Here is an 18419-nt window from a genome sequence, read left to right as displayed (position 1 = left end):
AAAATCACACGTGAGAACTACTCAAAGAAAAACTTTACCACTGGGCCTGCTTTTCGCAGGCTCAATGCTGTTTGCCGGCATGGCAGCAGCACAGGATGTAACCATCCCTGTTGAAACACAGCACAACGCTATTGTATTACAAACCGATGCCGAAAAGCACCTGAACATGGTATACCTGGGGGCAAAGCTTGCCAACAGTGCCGAGTATGCCCGTATCCAGAAAATGTACAAACAGGCCGATGATTCGGGTGTACAGAATGACGCTTACACGCCATCAGGATCGGCCAGTCTCGGCGAGCCGGCTATTACAGTTACCCATGCCGATGGCAATAAATCATTGAACCTGACCTATGTAAGCCATATGGTAAGCAAGGTAAGTGATGACATTTCATTACTGGTGGTTACCATGAAAGATCCTGCTTATGATTTTGAGGTAAAGCTATATTACAAAACCTATTTTAAAGAAGATGTTACCGAGCAATGGTCGGTGATAAAACATAACGAAAAGGGGATAGTAACGCTTGATAAATATGCGTCGGCCAATTTAAACCTGAAGGGTAATACTACCGGCGGTTTCTGGTTAAAACAATATCACGGCAACTGGGCTATGGAAGTTCAGCCCGAAGAAGCCCGTTTAACCCACGGCATTAAAACCATCGATAGCAAACTGGGTACCCGTGCCAACCTGTATGAGCATTCGATGTTTGCCATATCGATGGATAAACCTGCTACTGAGGACGAAGGCAAAGTGCTTTATGGCGCTATGGAATGGTCGGGTAATTTCAGGGTTGATTTTGAGCTGGATGTGGCCAATAACCTGAAAATTATTGCAGGGATTAACAATGCGGCGTCCGAGTATCATTTAAAACCGGGTGTTGAATTTACTACGCCAGCGTTCCTGTATACTTACTCTGATCATGGTAAGGGCGACGCCAGCCGCAAGCTGCAAAACTGGGCCCGCAAATATAAAATTGTTGATGGCGAGGGTTCAAGGCTTACGTTGTTGAACAACTGGGAATCGACTTATTTTGATTTTAATGAAAGCAAGCTTGCAAGCTTATTAAAAGATACCAAAAAGCTGGGTGTCGACCTGTTTTTATTAGATGACGGCTGGTTTGGTAACAGCCACCCGAGAAACGGTGATAACGCCGGTTTGGGCGATTGGCAGGAGAATAAACAAAAATTGCCTAACGGCATCAGCTCGCTCGTGAAAGAAGCGCAGGCCAACGGCGTAAAATTCGGCATCTGGATTGAACCGGAAATGGTTAATCCTGCCAGCGACCTGTATAAAGCCCATCCTGATTGGGTTATCAAACAACCAAACCGTCCTGAAAAGTATTTCAGGAACCAGCTGGTACTTGACCTGGCTAACCCTAAAGTGCAGGATTTTGTATTTGGCGTAGTTGATAACCTGTTCACCAAAAATCCTGATCTGGCTTATATTAAATGGGATTGTAACGCGGTTATTTATAATGCGTATTCGACTTATTTGAAAAAAGACCAGTCGCACATTTATGTTGATTATGTGAATGGTTTGTACAATGTATTAAAACGTGTTCGTGCTAAATACCCTAAAGTGCCCTTGATGCTTTGTTCGGGTGGCGGCGGCCGCGTTGACTATGGCGCATTGCAATATTTTACCGAGTTTTGGCCAAGCGATAATACAGATCCGCTGGAGCGTGTATTTATCCAGTGGGAGTATTCATTCTTCTACCCGGCTATTACCAGCTCAAACCATGTGACCGATTGGGGCAAACAACCTATCAAATACCGTGTGGATGTGGCCATGATGGGTAAAATGGGCTTTGATATTGTTATTGGCAAACTAAGCGAAAACGATTTGAGTTTCTGTCAGTCGGCGTTGAAAAACTATGACGGCTTAAAAGATGTGATCTGGCATGGCGATCAATACCGTTTAGCTTCGCCGTGGGATAACGATGCGGCATCTATCATGTATGTAAATACTGATAAATCAAAGGCGGTAATGTTCAACTACCTGGTGAATAACCGGTACGGCTCGGGCAGCAAAGTACCTGTACGCTTGAAAGGCCTCGACCCTAATAAAAAATACCGTGTTAAAGAAATTAACCTTTATCCGGGCACTGGTTCGGTTTTAGGCAAAGAGGATTTAACTTTTACCGGCGATTTCCTGATGAATGTGGGTATTAATCCCGGTAACAGCGCCTATCACACCAGTGTAGTGTTGGAGTTGGAGGCGATTTGATAGAATTATAATTAGTTAAAAATAAGCGTCATTGCGAGGTACGAAGCAATCCCCTATCGGCAGGGCCGCCCTGTATAGTTTGGGATTGCTTCGTACCTCGCAATGACGTTTTTTATATATCTACCTCAGTTTACGGGTCATATCAAAGTGATCAACCCTTGTTGAGGTTAGCGGCAGTTTGCTGCAGGCAGAGTAAAAAATATAATCCTTATCCTCAGTAATACCCGGTAATAATTTATTAATAACCTTCCCGATCTGCATGTTCTCGCTTTTTACCGCGTTGGTATCGGCAATGTTTACTTTGGTTGTATAATAAATTACCGGGAACCAGCCATGGCTGTTTTTTTGATTGCCTATCCGGAATACTCTCGGCTCGCCTGCAACACCATCAATTACTACCGGGAAACGGTATTGTTTTACTGTTGCCTCGGCAGCATCCTGGAATAATTTGCCGGCATCGGTATCGTGTTCGTATTGCCAGTAGTCGTTAGGGGCGGTACATTGTAAAGCAAGCTCAAGGGTTAAACGGGCGTCGGCAAAGTGCTGTTTATTGTATTTCTTTTTTCCCAGCTCATAAAGCTCCGGGGCTGTTTTGCTGTTAATTTTATAAGTATTTACATTTACCGAGGTTAGTTTCCAGCCATAATCGTATTTGGCATACAGTGCCGTGATCATTTCCTGGTTTGGCTGGCTTTTATCCTTTGGCAAAAAAAGCACCATATACATTTCATGGGTAATGCCATTATAGATCATTTTATAGCTGTTAATGCCTGCAGAGGGATTGCCTATGGTATCTGTACTGCGATGTTTATTTACAATGTAATATTCATCGTAAATATCATAGTCGGCAGTTTTAACTGCGTTGCCTACCAACTCTATTTGCCTGAGATTTGACTTGTCGTCCAGCATCTCCCGCGATTCCATGTTGCTGATGTCATCGGTGTTGCCGGTACGGAGGTCATGAAGCAGCTGTTCATTTAATTTGTGGAAATCATCGCGTTTGCTGCCGGGGATCTGGTCGTTTCGCCATGCTCCCGGCTGTTTAATACAGCTTTGTAATGATATAGCCAGTAAAGCGAAGGGAATGAGTTTAATTGTGTTTTGGTATAGGGTTTTCATATTACCCGTAATAATATGAAAAAACACTCAATTGTACTATCGCCACCGGGTTATGAATAACCAAGGTTTTGCATAATGGGATATAGCGGTTGGCTGTTTCACTTTAAGCAGATAAAATCCGGTTTGGAAAAGTTAACATTACTGACATTTTACTAAAGAATCCTGCCAGTTTATGTTAAATATTTATGGGTATCATAAAAAATGGTTTCTTTTGAATTTGGCTTTTTACAACCTGTGGCTATATTGCTTTTAATTACTAAATGTGTTGCGTTCCCTTACAAGGGGAACTGAAATTTATATGGAAAACTTCAATGAGATTTTTGATCTGGAATACTTCTTTCGCTTGTCGCCCGATTGGTTATGTGTTGCCGGGTTTGATGGTTACTTTAAAAAAATTAACCCGGCTGTTTCCAAAACTTTAGGTTATACCGAAAGCGAACTGTTTGCAAGGCCTATCGATTCATTTGTTTATCCCGAAGACAGAAGCATCACCGCAAGTAAACGTGAGAGTATAAAGAAAAACAATCCGCTGTATAATTTTGAAAACAGGTATGTAACCAAAAGCGGAGAAATAGTATGGCTTTCATGGATCTCGATGCCAGTACAAAAACAGCAGCTGGTTTTTGCTATTGCCAGAAATATTACCGACAAAAAGAAACTGGAAGAATTTAGCAAAGTATCACTCGTATCGGTAAAAAATAACGAAATTGAAAGAGGAGCGGAGTTAAGTACACATAATCTAAAGCCAATCAGTGAACTTTCTATTGCCGATCAGCTTTGGCTTTATGAGCTTGAAACGCTGGTAAGAAAATATATTGGAAAAGTTGATTTGATCATTGTATTGTTAAGTAATGAAATGGGTTTAAGTGAAAGGCAACTGCACCGGCGCATAAAAAACACCACGGGTATTACGCCAAATAATTATATCCGGCGAATCCGTTTACTAATGTCGATGGAGGCAATTAATAGTGGTAAATACCGTACCGTGGCCGAAATATCGTATATAGCAGGGTTTGAAACCCCGGCTTATTTCCGGAAACTGTTTAAAGAATTTTATGGTCGTGATATAGCCGAATTTTTGCAATAGATATAAAGCCGCTCCTCTCTTATTTGACTCTTTTCATCGGGAATTGTATTGCCTTTTGCCAGCCTTTCCTTGTCCCCGATATTTCGGCCACCAACGAGTTGTTAGTGATTTGGGTATAGGTTATTTTTTGCGGGAAATCATGCTCCGGATTTTCAAAAACGAGGTGTTTGTTGTTAGATGAGGTAAGCGTAAAAGTTACCGCTTTGCCGCCATTTTGATTGTTTACCGTTGGGATATAGTAAAGCTTGCCTTTATGTTGCTCCATACGGATATGTTCGGATGATACCGTATCTGCACCAGTCAACGAATAGCTTCTGCCGATAAAGGTACTGTCGTTAAGCTTTTTCCATGTTTCAATATCCACTGTTTTTGCCGATTGATTTTTCCAGCTGCCGATCAACCATTTAGCATGCGTGATAGGCTGGTTTTTTTGCTGGCCAAAAATGCTATGAGCAGAATTAATGCATAATACAATAAGTAACTGCAATTTGAATTGGTGGAGCAGGGTCATGAGTGGTAAATAAGTAATTGAAGTTACAAATTGAAAGGAGGAAATCCAACGCCTGAGTGACGGGTTCGGCTAAAGCCGAAGCTTCATTTTAATTCTCCGTCACTTAAAAGTGACGGCAATGAAGTTGTAATGATATTTTATGTCTGTTTTGATTCATTGCCGTTGGTTTTAACCAACGGGTATTTAGTGAACCGAGCTGGCTTTAGCCTAAATTTTAAACGAGATAGTGAGTATTCATTTGTCGCAAATACACCCGTCATTTGTCGCGTGTATAACCTTGCTTTGGCGTTCATTTTCAGCATCTTTGAATAAATCAATAATGAATCATGGAAAACTCAGCAAATAACAACCCCGAAATCATTGTTATAAAAGAAACTCAAAAGGTACTTGATGTTAAATGCGCTCTGCTTAATGGTTCAAGCTTTGAGCAAACGATGATGAACAATGCAAGCCTTAAGGATGTTTGTATAACCGGGCTTAAAATTGAAGATGCCAATTTAAGTGACCTGGAAATAAAATACGCCCAGCTTGGCGGTGCTTATATCCATGATATAGGTATGCCGCCCGAAGGTCATCCGGCTTATGATCCTGCTGTGAAGCAGCGCCCCCTTAAATTTGAGAACTGCGACTTGCAGGGCAGCACAATAACTGATTGCAACTTAAGTGGTGTTGATATTACCGATTGCGATTTGAACGGTATGAAAATTAATGGGATTGATGTGGATGAACTGCTGAGGGCGTATCAAAAGCAGGGGATATAGTAAATCTGCATGGCGCATACATCAGGGTCCTCTGCGAGAGACCCTGATGGGACGGTAAGAAGGTCGTCATTGCAAGGTACGAAGCAATCCCCGACTTTACAGGGCAAATCTGCATAGCTGCTCTGCTTATTGGGGATTGCTTCGTACCTCGCAATGACGCTTTTTTTATTTATCACATTATTAGCTTTCGGCTTTGTGCATTCCGTTTTTAGCTTTCAATTAATTTGCTGCTTACCCACACATTATCCTTTTTATTGCTGTCTGGATCATAAGTGGTGCCCAATACTAATTTTTTTACTGCTTTTTTGGCGGCGAAATTAACTGTAGTTGTTTTGTTACCGGCCGCCCAAACAGCAATACTTTTATGCACCAGTTCGGTAGTGCCATCGGTATAATAAACCGTTAAATTTACGGGAATGGGTTTGCTGCCAACCCTGGTGATCATGGCACTATAATTTTGCCCGGCATTGGTCACTTTGCTGATAGCCAGATCGGTTACGCCATTATCAAAGAACCAGGCTTTCCAAAACCAGTTAAGGTTTATGCCCGAGCCGGTGTTCATACAATTAAAAAAGTCGTACGGCATAGGGTGTTTGCCGTGCCATTGTGCAATGTAGTAATGCAGTGCCTTGGTAAACATCTCATCGCCAAGCATATCTTTTACGTATAAATAGCCCAGGCCTGGTTTGGGATAGCTGTCGGTAAAACCGGCAGGGCCTGTGAGCATTGGTGTAAGGGTCATTACCGGCACATCAACCTCGTGGCCGGCGCTTTGTTCAACAGCGGCAACACCATATGGATCCACTATGGAGGGATCAATCTCCGGACTTACCAGCCATTCGCCGATGGTTGCCCAGCCTTCGTCCATCCAGCCGTATTTGGTTTCGTTAATGCCCATGTAAAACGGAAACATAGTATGGAAAATTTCATGATCGGTAAGCTCAATGGCATCGGCCTTATCTTCGAGCGGGTTATCGTTTACCATCATCGGATACTCCATCTGGTCCAAACCATCAAAAACGGTTTCATGCTGGTATGGATATGGCCATTTAGGGAATTTGTAGCTCATCACCTCTACCGTTTTACGGGCATAATCAACTACTGCATAGTAATCTTTATGTTTTTCGTTAAACACTGCATCAACACGGGTGCGCCTGCCGGTTTTCGGATCAACCACCAGGCTCGATGCTTTCCACAAATAATGATTGCTGGCAGCAAATACAAAATCGGTAACGCTATCGGCCTCAAACTTCCAGGTGTTGGTTGGGTTGTTTTTGGTGATGTTGCCTGCTTTAATATCATCTTCGGTAATAATATCAGTTACTTTATCACTCGCGCCTGCATCAGCAATGCGTTTAACAATGCGGCTATCGTAAACATCATCAGCGTTTTTCAGATCGCCGGTTGCCCAAACCTTATAATCGCCGGGTACTGTGATCTCGGCACTGAAATGGCAAAAATCATTATAAAATTCCTGTGCGCCCACATAAGGATAATCGTTCCAGCCATCAATATCATCATAAACAGCTACTCGTGGAAAGAAATAGGCAATAAAGAATGCGCCCGTATCAACCTGGCCGGTACGGATATGCGAGCCCTTGTTTAAAGTGTAAGCATAGCTGATGTCAAAATGTACCTTTTGTTTTGGAGCAATGGGAGATACCTTTTGTGTCATATTCGTGCCGCTCATTCGGCGGGGTTCAGTGCTGCCGGGTGTCCTGTTATCAATTGTAAGGCTTTTGATCACCACTCCATCGGTAAGGTCATCTGCCGAAACCTGCATTTGACGTGCCACACCTTTTTTATACAAGTTGGGATAGAGCTTAAATTGCACCCTTTTTAAAGTATCGGGACTATTGTTAACATAATCAATACCAACAGTACCGCTTACCAGGCGGGTTTTAGGGTCGAAATTTACTTTGATCTTATAGTCGGCCGTATTTTGCCAGTAATTTTTGCCGGGTGCTCCGGTTGTGGTACGTGTGCCTTTGGTATAGGTTTTTTGCAGGTTTACAGCTATGGGTAAGCTTTGCTGGGCCAATGCTGCAGTACCGCCCAATAATAAAGCAAAGGGCAATAATTTTTTAATACTGATCATTTATGCGGATATATATGAGTTATATTTGAGGTAAATATAATAAACCGTTACAGAACCCGGTAAGCGATAATTTTGTATCGCCGGTATGTTACTGGGCAAATCAACTCACGGTTTTGAGTTTATCCATTTATATATAAATAGTATCCATGACTGCCGAAAAAATGATTATTGTAACTGGTAAGCAATACCTTGAGCTAAAACAAAGTTTAGAAAGCGGCGAGGGGCTTACCTATAATATAGGTACTGATAAACACCCCGAAATGGTTAAGATCACCAACATTTATATGGACACTGATCCCGACTTTACCCGCAATCCGCGCCAGTTTGCCCGGATGCATGAAGACCTGAACGTGCAGGTGAAACTGGAGTATGTAGCGGAGTAGATAAAAAATTAATGAACCCGAGATGGGTTTTGTGTGTCAGGGGAGAGCAGAAATCTTCTACGCCCCGGACTTTTACAGGTTTAGTTGTAAAGCCTGATACAGAAGATTTCTCTTTCGCGCCATTACTCACAACCTGCGCTGCTCAGTCGAAATGACATTTTTTTTAATAAAAGATGTCTATTTTTAGGCCATGCATCACCCTGAAGATAATCCCTGGAAAATAACATCTCAAAAAGACATTTACGATAACCCCTGGATCAACGTTACCGAATACCAGGTGATTAACCCAGCCGGTAATCCCGGTATTTATGGCAAAGTACACTATAAAAATCTGGCCATAGGTGTTTTACCTTTAGATGAAGAACTAAATACCTACCTCGTGGGCCAATACCGCTTCCCGTTAAATCAGTACAGTTGGGAGATGCCCGAAGGCGGCGGCCCTGAGGGAACGGATCCGCTTGATTCGGCTAAGCGTGAATTACTGGAAGAAACCGGTTTAAAAGCTTCACGGTGGACAGAGATCCAGCGCTTGCACCTCAGTAATTCGGTAAGCGATGAGTTGAGCATATTGTACCTGGCCCGAGGCCTTGAGCAGTTTGAGTCCGAGCCCGAAGAGACCGAGCAGCTGATCATCAAAAAAGTGCCTTTTGCTGAAATGTACCGCATGGTTTGTAATGGCGAAATTACTGATGCCATGACTGTTGCCGCAGTGCTTAAAGTACAGTTGTTACTAACAGAAAACCGTTTGTAAATTACCGCTTTACTAAAAAAAATATAACTTTGCCCATTGATGAAGAAGTTATTAGGCTATATCCTGTCGCCCTTTGCCATAATTGCATTTTTTTTAGCCCTGGTTATTTTTCACCCCATCCAGTGGATCTGCTTTCGTTTTTTTGGCTATGCCGCGCACAAACGTTCGGTTGATATCCTGAACTTATGCCTGTTTCGCACTTTTTATATCATTGGCGATACGGTGACTTTCATCAATAAACAAAATTTGCCGATGGACAGGCCAATTATATTTGTGGCCAATCATCAAAGTTTGCTTGATATCCCGCCCTTGATTTATTACCTGCGCAAATATCACGCTAAGTTTGTTTCTAAAATAGAGCTTACCAAAGGGATCCCCTCTATCAGTTATAATCTGAAACACGGCGGCGGTGCTAATATCGACAGGAAAGACTCCCGTCAGTCCATGACCGAAATGATAAGTTTGGGTGAGCGCATGAAGGCCAATAACTGGTCGGCAGTGATCTTTCCCGAGGGCACCCGCTCCAAAGATGGCGTAGTACGATCTTTTCAGCCGGGAGGTGTTGCCATGCTTTTAAAAAAATGCCCTGAGGCATTGCTGGTGCCTATCGCCATAAAAAATAGCTGGAAAGTTGTACAATATGGCTTTTATCCGCTTAATACTTTTATATCCATGAGCTGGACAGTGCTTGAACCCATTGAGCCCGGTAAAACCCCGATTGGCGACCTTGTACTTGAAGCCGAGAACAGGATCAAGGCTGCGCTGTCCTGATTTCGGATCTCGGAGTTTCGATTTCGAATTTTTTATTTTTGCTTTTCCGTTCCATCAGGTCTCTCTCAGATATCCCTGAGAATCTACCCTTCCCTGGTCGAAGTTTAGCGATAGCGTAAGTTCGCCCTAAAATGTGTTAAGCTTTCAGCTTAACTGTACTATCAATCTACTTTTCCGCTCCCGCAAGCAGGATGCTTGCTTTGTTTTGGGACGAAGTTACGCTATCGCTAAACTTCGACCAGTTAAAGGTCCTCTGCGAGAGACCCTGAGGGGACGAAAAATCCCAAATCCCAAACCCGATACCCGAAATGCAATTAATCTGTTAATAATCAGCTAAATGTTAACAAATCCCGTCCCATCAGGGTCTCTCGCAGAGGACCCTGATGATCTACGCCAAGCCAGCTGCTATGTTTAAAGTAGCCTCACTGGTCTCACATGGTTTATGCCTGTCCAAAAATCCCGATAATCTATTATGGTTAAAAATTCATGAGGCTTTGCAGAATGATAAAAGGCTGCACTGCTATGTGGGTATTTAGTAAAATCATCGCATAATAACCATTTTCCGGATACCGGATTATGATGAATATAATCTATTTTTTGATAGAGAAAGGCCGTAGAGTATATGGGCTTGGCATCAAATGACTGTTCAAAAACTTTATGCTTTTGTCCTTTGTTTTTTTCTTTTTCGGTACATGCCGCCGAAAGTTGATTAAGAAGGTCGATTTTGCCTGATGCTGTAAGCTTTTTTACAAGTTCATAAGCCATAAATCTTTTGCCATTACTGATTATCTTGTTAAGCCCTGCTTCTGTATCGGGCATTTTAATAATCAGATGAACATGATTAGGCATCAATACAAAAGCATGAGTTTGCACCTTGTAATTCTCTGCTATAAATCGAAGCCAATCATATAGCATTTTATACGATTGTGTGATTTCGAATAAAGGAATCCAATTATAACAGGTAAAAGTTATAAACCAGGTCTCGCCGGAATCATTATGTAAAGTTCGGGTAGCCATAGTTAAATATAAAGATAATTATGGATCTAAAGATGATTGCCAACCTCAGGGTCCTCTGCGAGAGACCCTGAGGGGACGAAATTTACTTTTCCGCTTCCGCAAGCAGGATGCTTGCCTTGTTTTGGGACGAAGTTACGCTATCGCTAAACTTCGACCAGTTAAAGGTCCTCTGCGAGAGACCCTGAGGGGACGAAAAATCCCAAATCCCAAACCCGATACCCGAAATGCAATTAATCTGTTAATAATCAGCTAAATGTTAACAAATAAATCACATGTTATTTACGTTAATATGAAACGTTATCGCTTATTTTTATAGACCCATAAAAGAGGTCGCCTAAAATTTACCTAAAATAATTTTTATGACCTGGAGAAAATTCAGCGGCGAAGTAATCCAATCGCCCATTATGGAAGAGGTTGAAAAGGCAATTGAACGCGAAGCCCTCCTTGGCAACAAGCTAAAAGTATGTATCGGCACCGACTCGCAAGTTAAAGGATCCGTAACGGATTTTGCAACGGTGATCGTGTTTCTGCGCGAAAAACGCGGCGCTTTTATGTTTATACACCAGGAGCGTACTTCGCAAAAAATGAGCATTAAAGAAAGGATGCTGAGCGAGGTGCAGAAGTCTATCGACATTGCTTACAAGCTTTGCGATTTGCTCGACCTGTATGATGTGGAGCTTGAGGTACATGCCGACATTAACACCAACCCGATGTTTAAAAGTAACGCGGCCCTGCACGAGGCTATGGGTTACATCCTGAGCATGGGTTTTGTGTTTAAGGCCAAGCCCGAGGCTTTTGCAAGCTCATACTGCGCCAATAAAATAGTGCAGTAAATTTGCCGAAACCCAAAGCGTGTATCTATATTTGATATTAAAACATATCAGATATACCTATGTCGCCACTTATTGAAATCAACGACCCGGCTTTAGCCGCACAGGATACTATTCTTATTGATGCTCGCGGAGGGCAGGACTCTTACCAGCGTTACCTGGCAGGCCATTTAAACCACGCCATCTACGCCGACCTTGATCAGCACCTTACCACTAAACCCGATGACCCTGCCTTTGGCGGCAGACATCCGTTGCCTAATATACAGGAGTTTGCCGTACTGTTAGGTAACTGGGGCATTACACCCGACAGTCACGTAGTGGTTTATGACGATAAATCAGGCGCGTTCAGCGCATCACGTTTGTGGTGGATGCTGCGGGCAATTGGTCATGAAAACGTACAGGTACTAAATGGCGGCTTACAGGCCGCTAAAGATGCAGGTATAACATTTAGCACTGAAGTTTATACCCCGGTTGCCGTTGATCCGTACCCGGTAACACACGAATATGCAAATACTGTTGAGATAGCGGAGGCCGGAGAAGCTGCACAGGATCCCTCACGACTGGTAATTGATGTGCGCGAAACACCACGTTATTTAGGCCAAACTGAACCTTTGGATTTGATAGCCGGTCATATCCCCGGGGCGTTAAACCTGCCTTATATCAACAACCTCGGTGCCGACGGTAGGTATTTACCCGCTGATGAGTTGCGAAAGGCTTATGATGCTGCAATTGGCGATGTAGCGCATAGCGAAGTAATAGTTCACTGCGGTTCGGGTGTTACAGCCTGTCATACCTTACTGGGTATGGATTACGCGGGCATCAGCGGCCCAAAGCTTTACGTTGGCTCCTGGAGCGAATGGTCAAGAAGGGATTTGCCAATAGGGAAGGAAGATCGGTAGGGTCAGAAAAAAATGTCATTGCGAGGAACGAAGCAATCGCACGGACGCAGAGCGGTTCTGTATGGCATGCGATTGCCGCGCTACGCTCGCAATGACATCATTTTATAGCCCATTGGGCGAGTCGACCAAAACACTTATCCGTCCCTTCTTGTTACGTCATCGTGAAAACATACGTTTTAAAAAAAGAACAATCCATTCCTATCAGCCTTGATCAGGCCTGGGATTTTTTTTCGTCGCCATTAAATTTGGCTAAGATCACACCCAGTGACATGAGCTTCGTAGTAACATCTGATTATACCGCCGAGACAAAAATGTACCCCGGAATGATCATCACTTATAAGATCTCGCCGTTATTAGGTATTAAAATGAACTGGATGACAGAGATCACCCATGTTGATGATAAAAAGTATTTTGTTGATGAGCAGCGTTTCGGGCCATACGCGCTATGGCATCATCAGCACCATTTTAAAGAAATAAATGGCGGTGTTCACATGACCGATCTTTTACATTATGCTATCCCTTATGGCGCGATTGGCAGGCTGGCGAACAACGTTTTTGTTAAAGGCAAGGTAGAACAGATCTTCGATTACCGTACCAGGGCGATAGAGGATCTGTTTGGGAAGTACAAGTGTTAAATCACAGCTGAAAGCCAGCGGTAGTGTTATATTAAAAGATATTAATGCCTGCTTCCTTGTATGCCGAAAGTTCTTCATTGTCGGGAGATACATCGGTAATGATGGTGTCCAGTTCTGTTACCGGGCCAATGTAATAAGAATCGGCTTTATTTATTTTTTCTAAGGTGGATAAGGCGATAGTTTCTTTCGATACTTCTATCATCGTTTTCTTGATCTCGGCCTCTTCATAATCCCTGGTTGTGATGCCGATGGCAGGGTGCACACTGCAAATCCCGAAAATGCAAAGATCGGCCCGGATATTCCTGAAGGCATTGATGGTTTCATGGCCGATGGTAGTAAAGGACGATTTATACAGACGCCCCCCGGCAAATATCACCTCAACTGTTGGATGATCTTCAAGCGCGCTTGCAACCGGAAAGCTGTTGGTAACTACGGTGATCCTCAAGTCATCCGGCAGGCTTTCAGCCACAGCTAATGTTGATGTGCCGCCATCAAAAAGTACAACCTGTCCGTCTTTTAAAAAACTCAACACTTTTGATGCGATGACTTTCTTAGAGGCAATATCATGCTTTTCCCTCGCGCGGTAATGGTGCGGAATGGGAGAGTGGGCAACCGCGCCGCCCCTTACTGCTGTTAGCAACTTCTGGTCGGCCAATACTTTAATATCCCGGCGTACTGTATCTTCCGAAACATTGAGTTTTTCGCTCAGTTCGGCAAGCATAACTTTGTTGTCTTTTGATACGTGATCTAAAATGATCTGGAGTCTTTCTTCTCTTACCATGTTTGCAATATGATGCAAATTTATAAATAATTTGCAAAATATTGCAATTTTGTTTTGATTTGTTGCATGAAAACGCAAACAAAGAAAACTATCGCCATCGATATGGACGGTGTTATGGCCGATGTTGAGCCGCAACTGATCAAATATTATGAACAGTTGTACGGTATTACGAAAACCCTTGAGGCTATTGATGGCTTATCACATGCCGAGGCTTTTCCCTTAGATGCTGCAACGAAGGCTTCCCTGAACCTGCCCGGATTTTTCCGTACGCTGCCGGTTATGCCCGGCGCTATTGAGGCCGTTAGAAAACTGATGGAAGATTACGAGGTATACATTGTATCCGCCGCTACGGAATTCCCGCTGTCGTTATCCGAAAAGTTAGAATGGCTTCAGGAATATTTCCCGTTTATCAGCTGGCGTAATATTGTGCTGTGTGGCGATAAAAGTATCATCCATACCGATTACATGATAGATGACCATTGTAAAAACCTCGACTATTGCAGCGGCAAAGCCATCATGTTTAACGCGCATCACAACAAACATGAGCACCAGCACGTGCGGGTTCACAATTGGGATGAGGTGTTGAACCTGTTTGAAATGGAAAAAACTTCTGCAGATTTAGCATAGCAGAATCTAAAGAAGTTTATTGATAACTATTGCTTTAAGCTTATGCCTTCCACTTTTAGCTTTTATAGGGCTACTTCGTATCTATCCGGTAATTAAGTGATGCCGAAAAACTGGAACCTGCGCCGGTATTGCGCCCGGTAATAAAGGTGCCGCCTGTTAAAAACAGCGACAGGCTTTTAGCGAACGCATGGCCATAACTTAACGATACCTGGTTAAAAGCAAAGTTTTTACTGGCGCTGGGGTTCACGTTAAAATCCTTATTAATACTGGTGGCATAAAAGCCGCCTACGCTTAGCGAGATCTGCTCGCGGAATTTTTTATCGAGCGTTAAGCCGTATGTGGCATTGTACCTGTCCTGGAAAACGCTTTCGTAACCAAAGTACTCGCGTACACCGTTTTCGAGAATGAAGAATGAGTTTTTACCAAACAAATGCCCGCTGCCTGCAAAGGCCAGTTTAAGTTCGGCCCCTTTTTGGTTATAGCCCAGCGCGGTGTTGGTGTACATGGGTAAAATAGCCGTACCCTGTAAGCTGAAGTAGTATTTATAACTGATATTGGCCAGGTAATACCTGATACCCACTTCCAGGTCCTGGAAACCTGAGCTTTTGCTTGTACCAAGATCAGTACTAAAAGTATTTATTACATAAGGCGCAAGTACTGATAGGGTAAACTTGCGGCTTAAGCCAACTTCTGAGTATAAGGAATAACTCCATGAGCTGAACTTACCATTATTGGCAAATGCTCCTTTATGGCTGTCGGCATCCCAGGCTTTATTGGCAAAAAAGTAAGTTGCTGATGGCGATAGTGAGATCCTGCCCGGCCTTACCGGGAACCCTCCGGCATAACTTTTACCCGTAGCAATGGCGAATATTACTATCCCCGTAAGCAAATATTTTGATAAAGTATTTTTCAAGGTCATGTGTTTAAGATTTTAAAAGTTTTAAAACAAACCAAAGGTATCGCGCATCCAACGGCCCTCATAATCTTTGTATACCTGGCTCACCTCATGTGCAAGGTTTTTAAATACCAATACGTGTTTATCAGTATTTATTGAGTTGAACACCGCGTAACCATTGGCTGGCGGTACGTAGGGGTCCAAAAGGCCCAGACCTAAAATTGTTGGGCATTTTATAGTTGTTGCAAAGTTTTTGGCATCGTAATAATCAAGATTGTTTAATACCTGGTTAAAGGTTACGCCGGGTTTGCTTAAAACATATTTTTTGATATCGTTAATGGGCCATTCAACAGCGCCAACCAAATTGCGGATATCGCTCATGATGGGGTTTTGTGCCGAGCAAAGGTTTATACGGTGATCGACGCCTGAAAGCGCAAGCGATAAATAACCGCCCATACTACCGCCGGTTGCCAGGATCTGATCGTGTCTTAAATTGGGCTGCGCGTAAATAAAATCAACAGCGCGTACACAATCCATAATTACGCCGCGCATCACATATTTGTTTTTATCTTCAATATGATAGGAGATAAAGGCATCCCGCTCGGTGTGGATCACATCGCGACTGGTACCTTGTCCGCGGGTGTTTAGGGTGATAATCACGAGGTCGGGGTCATCACCTACAATGGGATATAGCTTTACCTGGTAGCCGGGCAGGCCAAGCAATACCGAAAATTTCTTATTTTTATTTTTGCTGATAGGTACCGTCATGTAACCGCGGATGGTAAGGTTATCCAGCGATTTCATCTCTATTTCGTAAACCTTGCGGTTTTCGGTGTTCATGGATGGTGCTTCGGTAATTTTGTAGTTGGGTTTTACCTTTGCCAACTCATCTTTAGCGGTTTGCCAAAACTGGTCAAAATCGGCCGGCTTGGCATATTGCGACCTGATTTCCTCCGGCCTGATCCCGAAAGCGCGACGGGTGGTATCGTCATAATCGCTTACGTTGATCATCATGTTAAGCTTGTAAAAGCCCGTTTTTAGGTTGGGTACCTCAAAATCATATTTGGAAGTGCTTTTTTTGCTAAGGTTTACCGGCTTTGACAGGGTTTTAATAATTTGCCCATTTTCGGTGGTGATATTGTATGATATGCTACCTTCCTGGTTAGTATCATAAGTGTTTTTAATTTCAAAGCTGAACGAGGCTGTTGAACTGAATATACCATCCTTATTATTGATAGTTAATACCGTTGATACTTCATCATCACCACCGCTCTTATCGTTGGTTTCGGCTGGTCCTTTTTCAGTTTCCTGTGCCATGGCCGGTAGGGCTGCACACCAGGTCAGTAAAGCGAAAGCAATGATCAGTAGTTTGTTAGCGTTTTTTAGCATGTTGTAATTAGGCTTTAATCTTAGCTGATTCATTTTCGGGATTGCGTGCTTTGTTTTTAATCAGGAAATCAGACTTGCGGATATAGTGATTAAGCGGTTCTTCAATTAATTTAAACAACGTTATTGAAATGATATTTAAAACGATGAAGGCATACAAAAGGTTTAAACTATCATACTCAAACGGCGAATGCCAGTCGACACCCCATTTATCATAAAGCTCAAAAACATAATCGTTAAGACTGTTCATGCCCTGATGGATAAAATTGTACATAAAGCCTAAGTGGATCAGGTAAAATATGTAGGAGCTTTTGCCCAGCAGTTCAATAAAAGGGTGTGCTAAAAACTTTTTAAGGAGGGTAGTTTCGGTAAGCAAGCCATAAAAGAAGATTGCAATCGAGGTAGCCAGTAGATAGTTATTGGTTATAATGCCCCAGGGATTATGCAAACCGGCTTCATATCCTTTCGGGATAGTTAACGTAGACATGATCCACACGCAAAAAAAGATCAGGAAAAAACCCAGGTAGGTAAACTTCTTTTTACTGGTACCATCAAGCTTTTGTTTGCGTACTATGAGCGCCAGCTGAATGCCTGCAAAAAACTCAAAACATCGGCCCAAAAAGGTGTACAGCATCATGAACGTAAAGTTGCCGAAGAAACCGAACCAGTTTACATGACTAAAGATGAGTACAAGCAAAACACCTAAACCGGTAACCGCGATAGGCTGGATATAAAACTTTTTGTATTTAGTGGCGATAAGGAAAATAAATGGCGCCGAAAAATAAAAGCATTCTTCAACCGTGAGCGACCAGCCCTGGGCAATGCCCGTAAACTTAAACTGATCAAAAAAGCCGCGCATAAAAACAATGTTCATGAAAAACATAACCACCGGGTTTTGCCCTGCCGTTACTGTTTGGTTTTGGGTAAAATGATAAGCTATGAACGCGCCAATGGTAAGCAGCGCGTACATGGGATAAATGCGTGCTACCCGGTTTTTAAGGTATTGCAGAAACCAGGCTTTAGTTAATTTAAAACTATCAAAATAGCGAAATGCGATCAAAAAGCCCGAAAGCACAAAGAAAATGGTAACCCCGATATGGAACTCATTAAAGAAACGTTGCACAGAGTGGGGAAATTTCTCATCAAACACATAGGCAAAATGCGATATGAAAACCAGGTAAGCTGCCATAGCCCTTACACCTGTTAACGCCGGAATATAATTGGATTGTGCTCGTTGTGACAAAATGGACGTGTTTTAACTTTCAGATGAATTTAATTATACGTAAATGTTTGCAAAAGAGATACCAATGTTTAGGAAGTAACAGCGGCAAGTGGTGATATTTTAAGTTGCAGTGGCAGTTTTTAGTTGCAGGGAGAAGAGTATTGATTTGCTTATTCGTTAAACCAGAACCGGGATTTGGGGGGATTGGCCGGATTGATGGATTTTGTTGGCTCGTAAGTTTCCAAAGCTTTTTTTATAACATCGTCATTGCGGGTACCCATCAGGGAAATCCTGAAAAAAACCGTGATGACGTATAAAGTATATCTGCGCCGTTGTTGGTGTTGTCACCATAGCCGTTAACCTAAGGATTTTAAAAAAGTTTTTTTGAGGAGTTATAAATGACGGGGCTTCGCCATTGGGCA

The 18419-nt window shown here is 42.8% G+C and carries 18 protein-coding genes; 10 read left to right on the top strand and 8 right to left on the bottom strand.

Annotated features, from left to right (window positions below):
* Window positions 1–10: 10 nt before the first annotated feature.
* A complete protein-coding gene (locus tag ABIC84_RS17740; protein WP_429264387.1) occupies window positions 11–2224 on the top strand; it encodes an alpha-galactosidase in 2214 nt (737 codons plus the stop codon).
* A gap of 120 nt (window positions 2225–2344) precedes the next feature.
* On the opposite strand, the gene ABIC84_RS17735 is transcribed toward ABIC84_RS17740, so the two are convergent.
* Window positions 2345–3343: a hypothetical protein gene (locus tag ABIC84_RS17735; RefSeq protein WP_429264386.1), complete on the bottom strand. Its 999-nt coding sequence runs from the start codon at window positions 3341–3343 to the stop codon at window positions 2345–2347.
* Window positions 3344–3641: 298 nt separating this feature from the next.
* Here ABIC84_RS17735 and ABIC84_RS17730 point away from each other — a divergent pair, with 298 nt between their 5' ends.
* Window positions 3642–4430: a helix-turn-helix domain-containing protein gene (locus tag ABIC84_RS17730; RefSeq protein WP_090533985.1), complete on the top strand. Its 789-nt coding sequence runs from the start codon at window positions 3642–3644 to the stop codon at window positions 4428–4430.
* Window positions 4431–4449: 19 nt separating this feature from the next.
* Here the strand turns inward: ABIC84_RS17730 and ABIC84_RS17725 are convergent, their stop codons facing one another.
* Entirely contained in the window at window positions 4450–4941 is a 492-nt protein-coding gene (locus ABIC84_RS17725; protein ID WP_426581560.1) for a DUF6265 family protein, read from the bottom strand.
* Between the two features lie 326 nt (window positions 4942–5267).
* On the opposite strand from ABIC84_RS17725, the gene ABIC84_RS17720 reads away from it, so the two are divergent.
* Window positions 5268–5702 carry a pentapeptide repeat-containing protein gene (locus ABIC84_RS17720; RefSeq protein WP_426581558.1) on the top strand — a complete coding sequence of 145 codons (435 nt, stop codon included), beginning with the start codon at window positions 5268–5270 and terminating at the stop codon, window positions 5700–5702.
* Window positions 5703–5910: 208 nt separating this feature from the next.
* Here ABIC84_RS17720 and ABIC84_RS17715 read toward each other — a convergent pair whose 3' ends face one another.
* Window positions 5911–7800 carry a M1 family metallopeptidase gene (locus ABIC84_RS17715; RefSeq protein WP_426581556.1) on the bottom strand — a complete coding sequence of 630 codons (1890 nt, stop codon included), beginning with the start codon at window positions 7798–7800 and terminating at the stop codon, window positions 5911–5913.
* A 146-nt stretch (window positions 7801–7946) separates the two neighbouring features.
* Here ABIC84_RS17715 and ABIC84_RS17710 point away from each other — a divergent pair, with 146 nt between their 5' ends.
* The 3 genes from ABIC84_RS17710 to ABIC84_RS17700 all read left to right on the top strand — a co-directional run bounded on the left by ABIC84_RS17710 (window position 7947) and on the right by ABIC84_RS17700 (window position 9705).
* A complete protein-coding gene (locus ABIC84_RS17710; RefSeq protein WP_112657594.1) occupies window positions 7947–8183 on the top strand; it encodes a hypothetical protein in 237 nt (78 codons plus the stop codon).
* A 190-nt stretch (window positions 8184–8373) separates the two neighbouring features.
* Window positions 8374–8934, top strand: coding sequence for an NUDIX domain-containing protein (locus ABIC84_RS17705; RefSeq protein WP_426581554.1), 561 nt, complete (start codon window positions 8374–8376; stop codon window positions 8932–8934).
* A 39-nt stretch (window positions 8935–8973) separates the two neighbouring features.
* Window positions 8974–9705: a lysophospholipid acyltransferase family protein gene (locus ABIC84_RS17700; RefSeq protein WP_429264385.1), complete on the top strand. Its 732-nt coding sequence runs from the start codon at window positions 8974–8976 to the stop codon at window positions 9703–9705.
* A gap of 411 nt (window positions 9706–10116) precedes the next feature.
* Here ABIC84_RS17700 and ABIC84_RS17695 read toward each other — a convergent pair whose 3' ends face one another.
* Entirely contained in the window at window positions 10117–10722 is a 606-nt protein-coding gene (locus ABIC84_RS17695) for an REP-associated tyrosine transposase (RefSeq protein WP_426581550.1), read from the bottom strand.
* Window positions 10723–11081: 359 nt separating this feature from the next.
* Here ABIC84_RS17695 and ABIC84_RS17690 point away from each other — a divergent pair, with 359 nt between their 5' ends.
* The 3 genes from ABIC84_RS17690 (at window position 11082) to ABIC84_RS17680 (ending at window position 13086) form a co-directional block, all read left to right on the top strand.
* On the top strand, window positions 11082–11555 hold the full coding sequence (locus tag ABIC84_RS17690) for a ribonuclease H-like YkuK family protein (RefSeq protein ID WP_090533971.1): 474 nt from the start codon (window positions 11082–11084) through the stop codon (window positions 11553–11555).
* 59 nt (window positions 11556–11614) lie between these two features.
* A complete protein-coding gene (locus ABIC84_RS17685) occupies window positions 11615–12451 on the top strand; it encodes a sulfurtransferase (protein WP_176622433.1) in 837 nt (278 codons plus the stop codon).
* 161 nt (window positions 12452–12612) lie between these two features.
* Window positions 12613–13086 carry an SRPBCC family protein gene (locus ABIC84_RS17680; RefSeq protein ID WP_426581547.1) on the top strand — a complete coding sequence of 158 codons (474 nt, stop codon included), beginning with the start codon at window positions 12613–12615 and terminating at the stop codon, window positions 13084–13086.
* Window positions 13087–13117: 31 nt separating this feature from the next.
* On the opposite strand, the gene ABIC84_RS17675 is transcribed toward ABIC84_RS17680, so the two are convergent.
* On the bottom strand, window positions 13118–13867 hold the full coding sequence (locus ABIC84_RS17675; protein WP_429264384.1) for a DeoR/GlpR family DNA-binding transcription regulator: 750 nt from the start codon (window positions 13865–13867) through the stop codon (window positions 13118–13120).
* A gap of 66 nt (window positions 13868–13933) precedes the next feature.
* Here ABIC84_RS17675 and ABIC84_RS17670 point away from each other — a divergent pair, with 66 nt between their 5' ends.
* A complete protein-coding gene (locus tag ABIC84_RS17670) occupies window positions 13934–14494 on the top strand; it encodes a 5' nucleotidase, NT5C type (protein WP_373614981.1) in 561 nt (186 codons plus the stop codon).
* A 70-nt stretch (window positions 14495–14564) separates the two neighbouring features.
* Here the strand turns inward: ABIC84_RS17670 and ABIC84_RS17665 are convergent, their stop codons facing one another.
* The 3 genes from ABIC84_RS17665 to ABIC84_RS17655 are packed head-to-tail and all read right to left on the bottom strand — an operon-like array spanning window position 14565 to window position 18018.
* A complete protein-coding gene (locus tag ABIC84_RS17665; protein ID WP_426581542.1) occupies window positions 14565–15413 on the bottom strand; it encodes a hypothetical protein in 849 nt (282 codons plus the stop codon).
* A gap of 21 nt (window positions 15414–15434) precedes the next feature.
* Window positions 15435–16778, bottom strand: coding sequence for an acetylxylan esterase (locus tag ABIC84_RS17660; RefSeq protein WP_426581540.1), 1344 nt, complete (start codon window positions 16776–16778; stop codon window positions 15435–15437).
* A gap of 7 nt (window positions 16779–16785) precedes the next feature.
* Window positions 16786–18018: an acyltransferase family protein gene (locus ABIC84_RS17655; RefSeq protein ID WP_426581538.1), complete on the bottom strand. Its 1233-nt coding sequence runs from the start codon at window positions 18016–18018 to the stop codon at window positions 16786–16788.
* Window positions 18019–18419: the final 401 nt, after the last annotated feature.

The organism is Mucilaginibacter sp. 3215, from assembly GCF_050433785.1.
Classification (GTDB): Bacteria; Bacteroidota; Bacteroidia; order Sphingobacteriales; family Sphingobacteriaceae; genus Mucilaginibacter.
The sequence above is the reverse complement of the archived record's forward strand: the minus strand, read 5'-3'. Positions and strand labels throughout refer to the sequence as shown.

Bases quoted from the DNA above. Each gene is read 5' to 3' on its own strand.
- ABIC84_RS17670 (WP_373614981.1), top strand. From the start codon at position 13,934: ATGAAAACGCAAACAAAGAAAACTATCGCCATCGATATGGACGGTGTT.
- ABIC84_RS17710 (WP_112657594.1), top strand. From the start codon at position 7,947: ATGACTGCCGAAAAAATGATTATTGTAACTGGTAAGCAATACCTTGAG.
- ABIC84_RS17660 (WP_426581540.1), bottom strand. From the start codon at position 16,778: ATGCTAAAAAACGCTAACAAACTACTGATCATTGCTTTCGCTTTACTG.
- ABIC84_RS17715 (WP_426581556.1), bottom strand. From the start codon at position 7,800: ATGATCAGTATTAAAAAATTATTGCCCTTTGCTTTATTATTGGGCGGT.
- ABIC84_RS17735 (WP_429264386.1), bottom strand. From the start codon at position 3,343: ATGAAAACCCTATACCAAAACACAATTAAACTCATTCCCTTCGCTTTA.
- ABIC84_RS17725 (WP_426581560.1), bottom strand. From the start codon at position 4,941: ATGACCCTGCTCCACCAATTCAAATTGCAGTTACTTATTGTATTATGC.
- ABIC84_RS17700 (WP_429264385.1), top strand. From the start codon at position 8,974: ATGAAGAAGTTATTAGGCTATATCCTGTCGCCCTTTGCCATAATTGCA.
- ABIC84_RS17665 (WP_426581542.1), bottom strand. From the start codon at position 15,413: ATGACCTTGAAAAATACTTTATCAAAATATTTGCTTACGGGGATAGTA.
- ABIC84_RS17695 (WP_426581550.1), bottom strand. From the start codon at position 10,722: ATGGCTACCCGAACTTTACATAATGATTCCGGCGAGACCTGGTTTATA.
- ABIC84_RS17730 (WP_090533985.1), top strand. From the start codon at position 3,642: ATGGAAAACTTCAATGAGATTTTTGATCTGGAATACTTCTTTCGCTTG.
- ABIC84_RS17705 (WP_426581554.1), top strand. From the start codon at position 8,374: ATGCATCACCCTGAAGATAATCCCTGGAAAATAACATCTCAAAAAGAC.
- ABIC84_RS17720 (WP_426581558.1), top strand. From the start codon at position 5,268: ATGGAAAACTCAGCAAATAACAACCCCGAAATCATTGTTATAAAAGAA.
- ABIC84_RS17685 (WP_176622433.1), top strand. From the start codon at position 11,615: ATGTCGCCACTTATTGAAATCAACGACCCGGCTTTAGCCGCACAGGAT.
- ABIC84_RS17675 (WP_429264384.1), bottom strand. From the start codon at position 13,867: ATGGTAAGAGAAGAAAGACTCCAGATCATTTTAGATCACGTATCAAAA.
- ABIC84_RS17690 (WP_090533971.1), top strand. From the start codon at position 11,082: ATGACCTGGAGAAAATTCAGCGGCGAAGTAATCCAATCGCCCATTATG.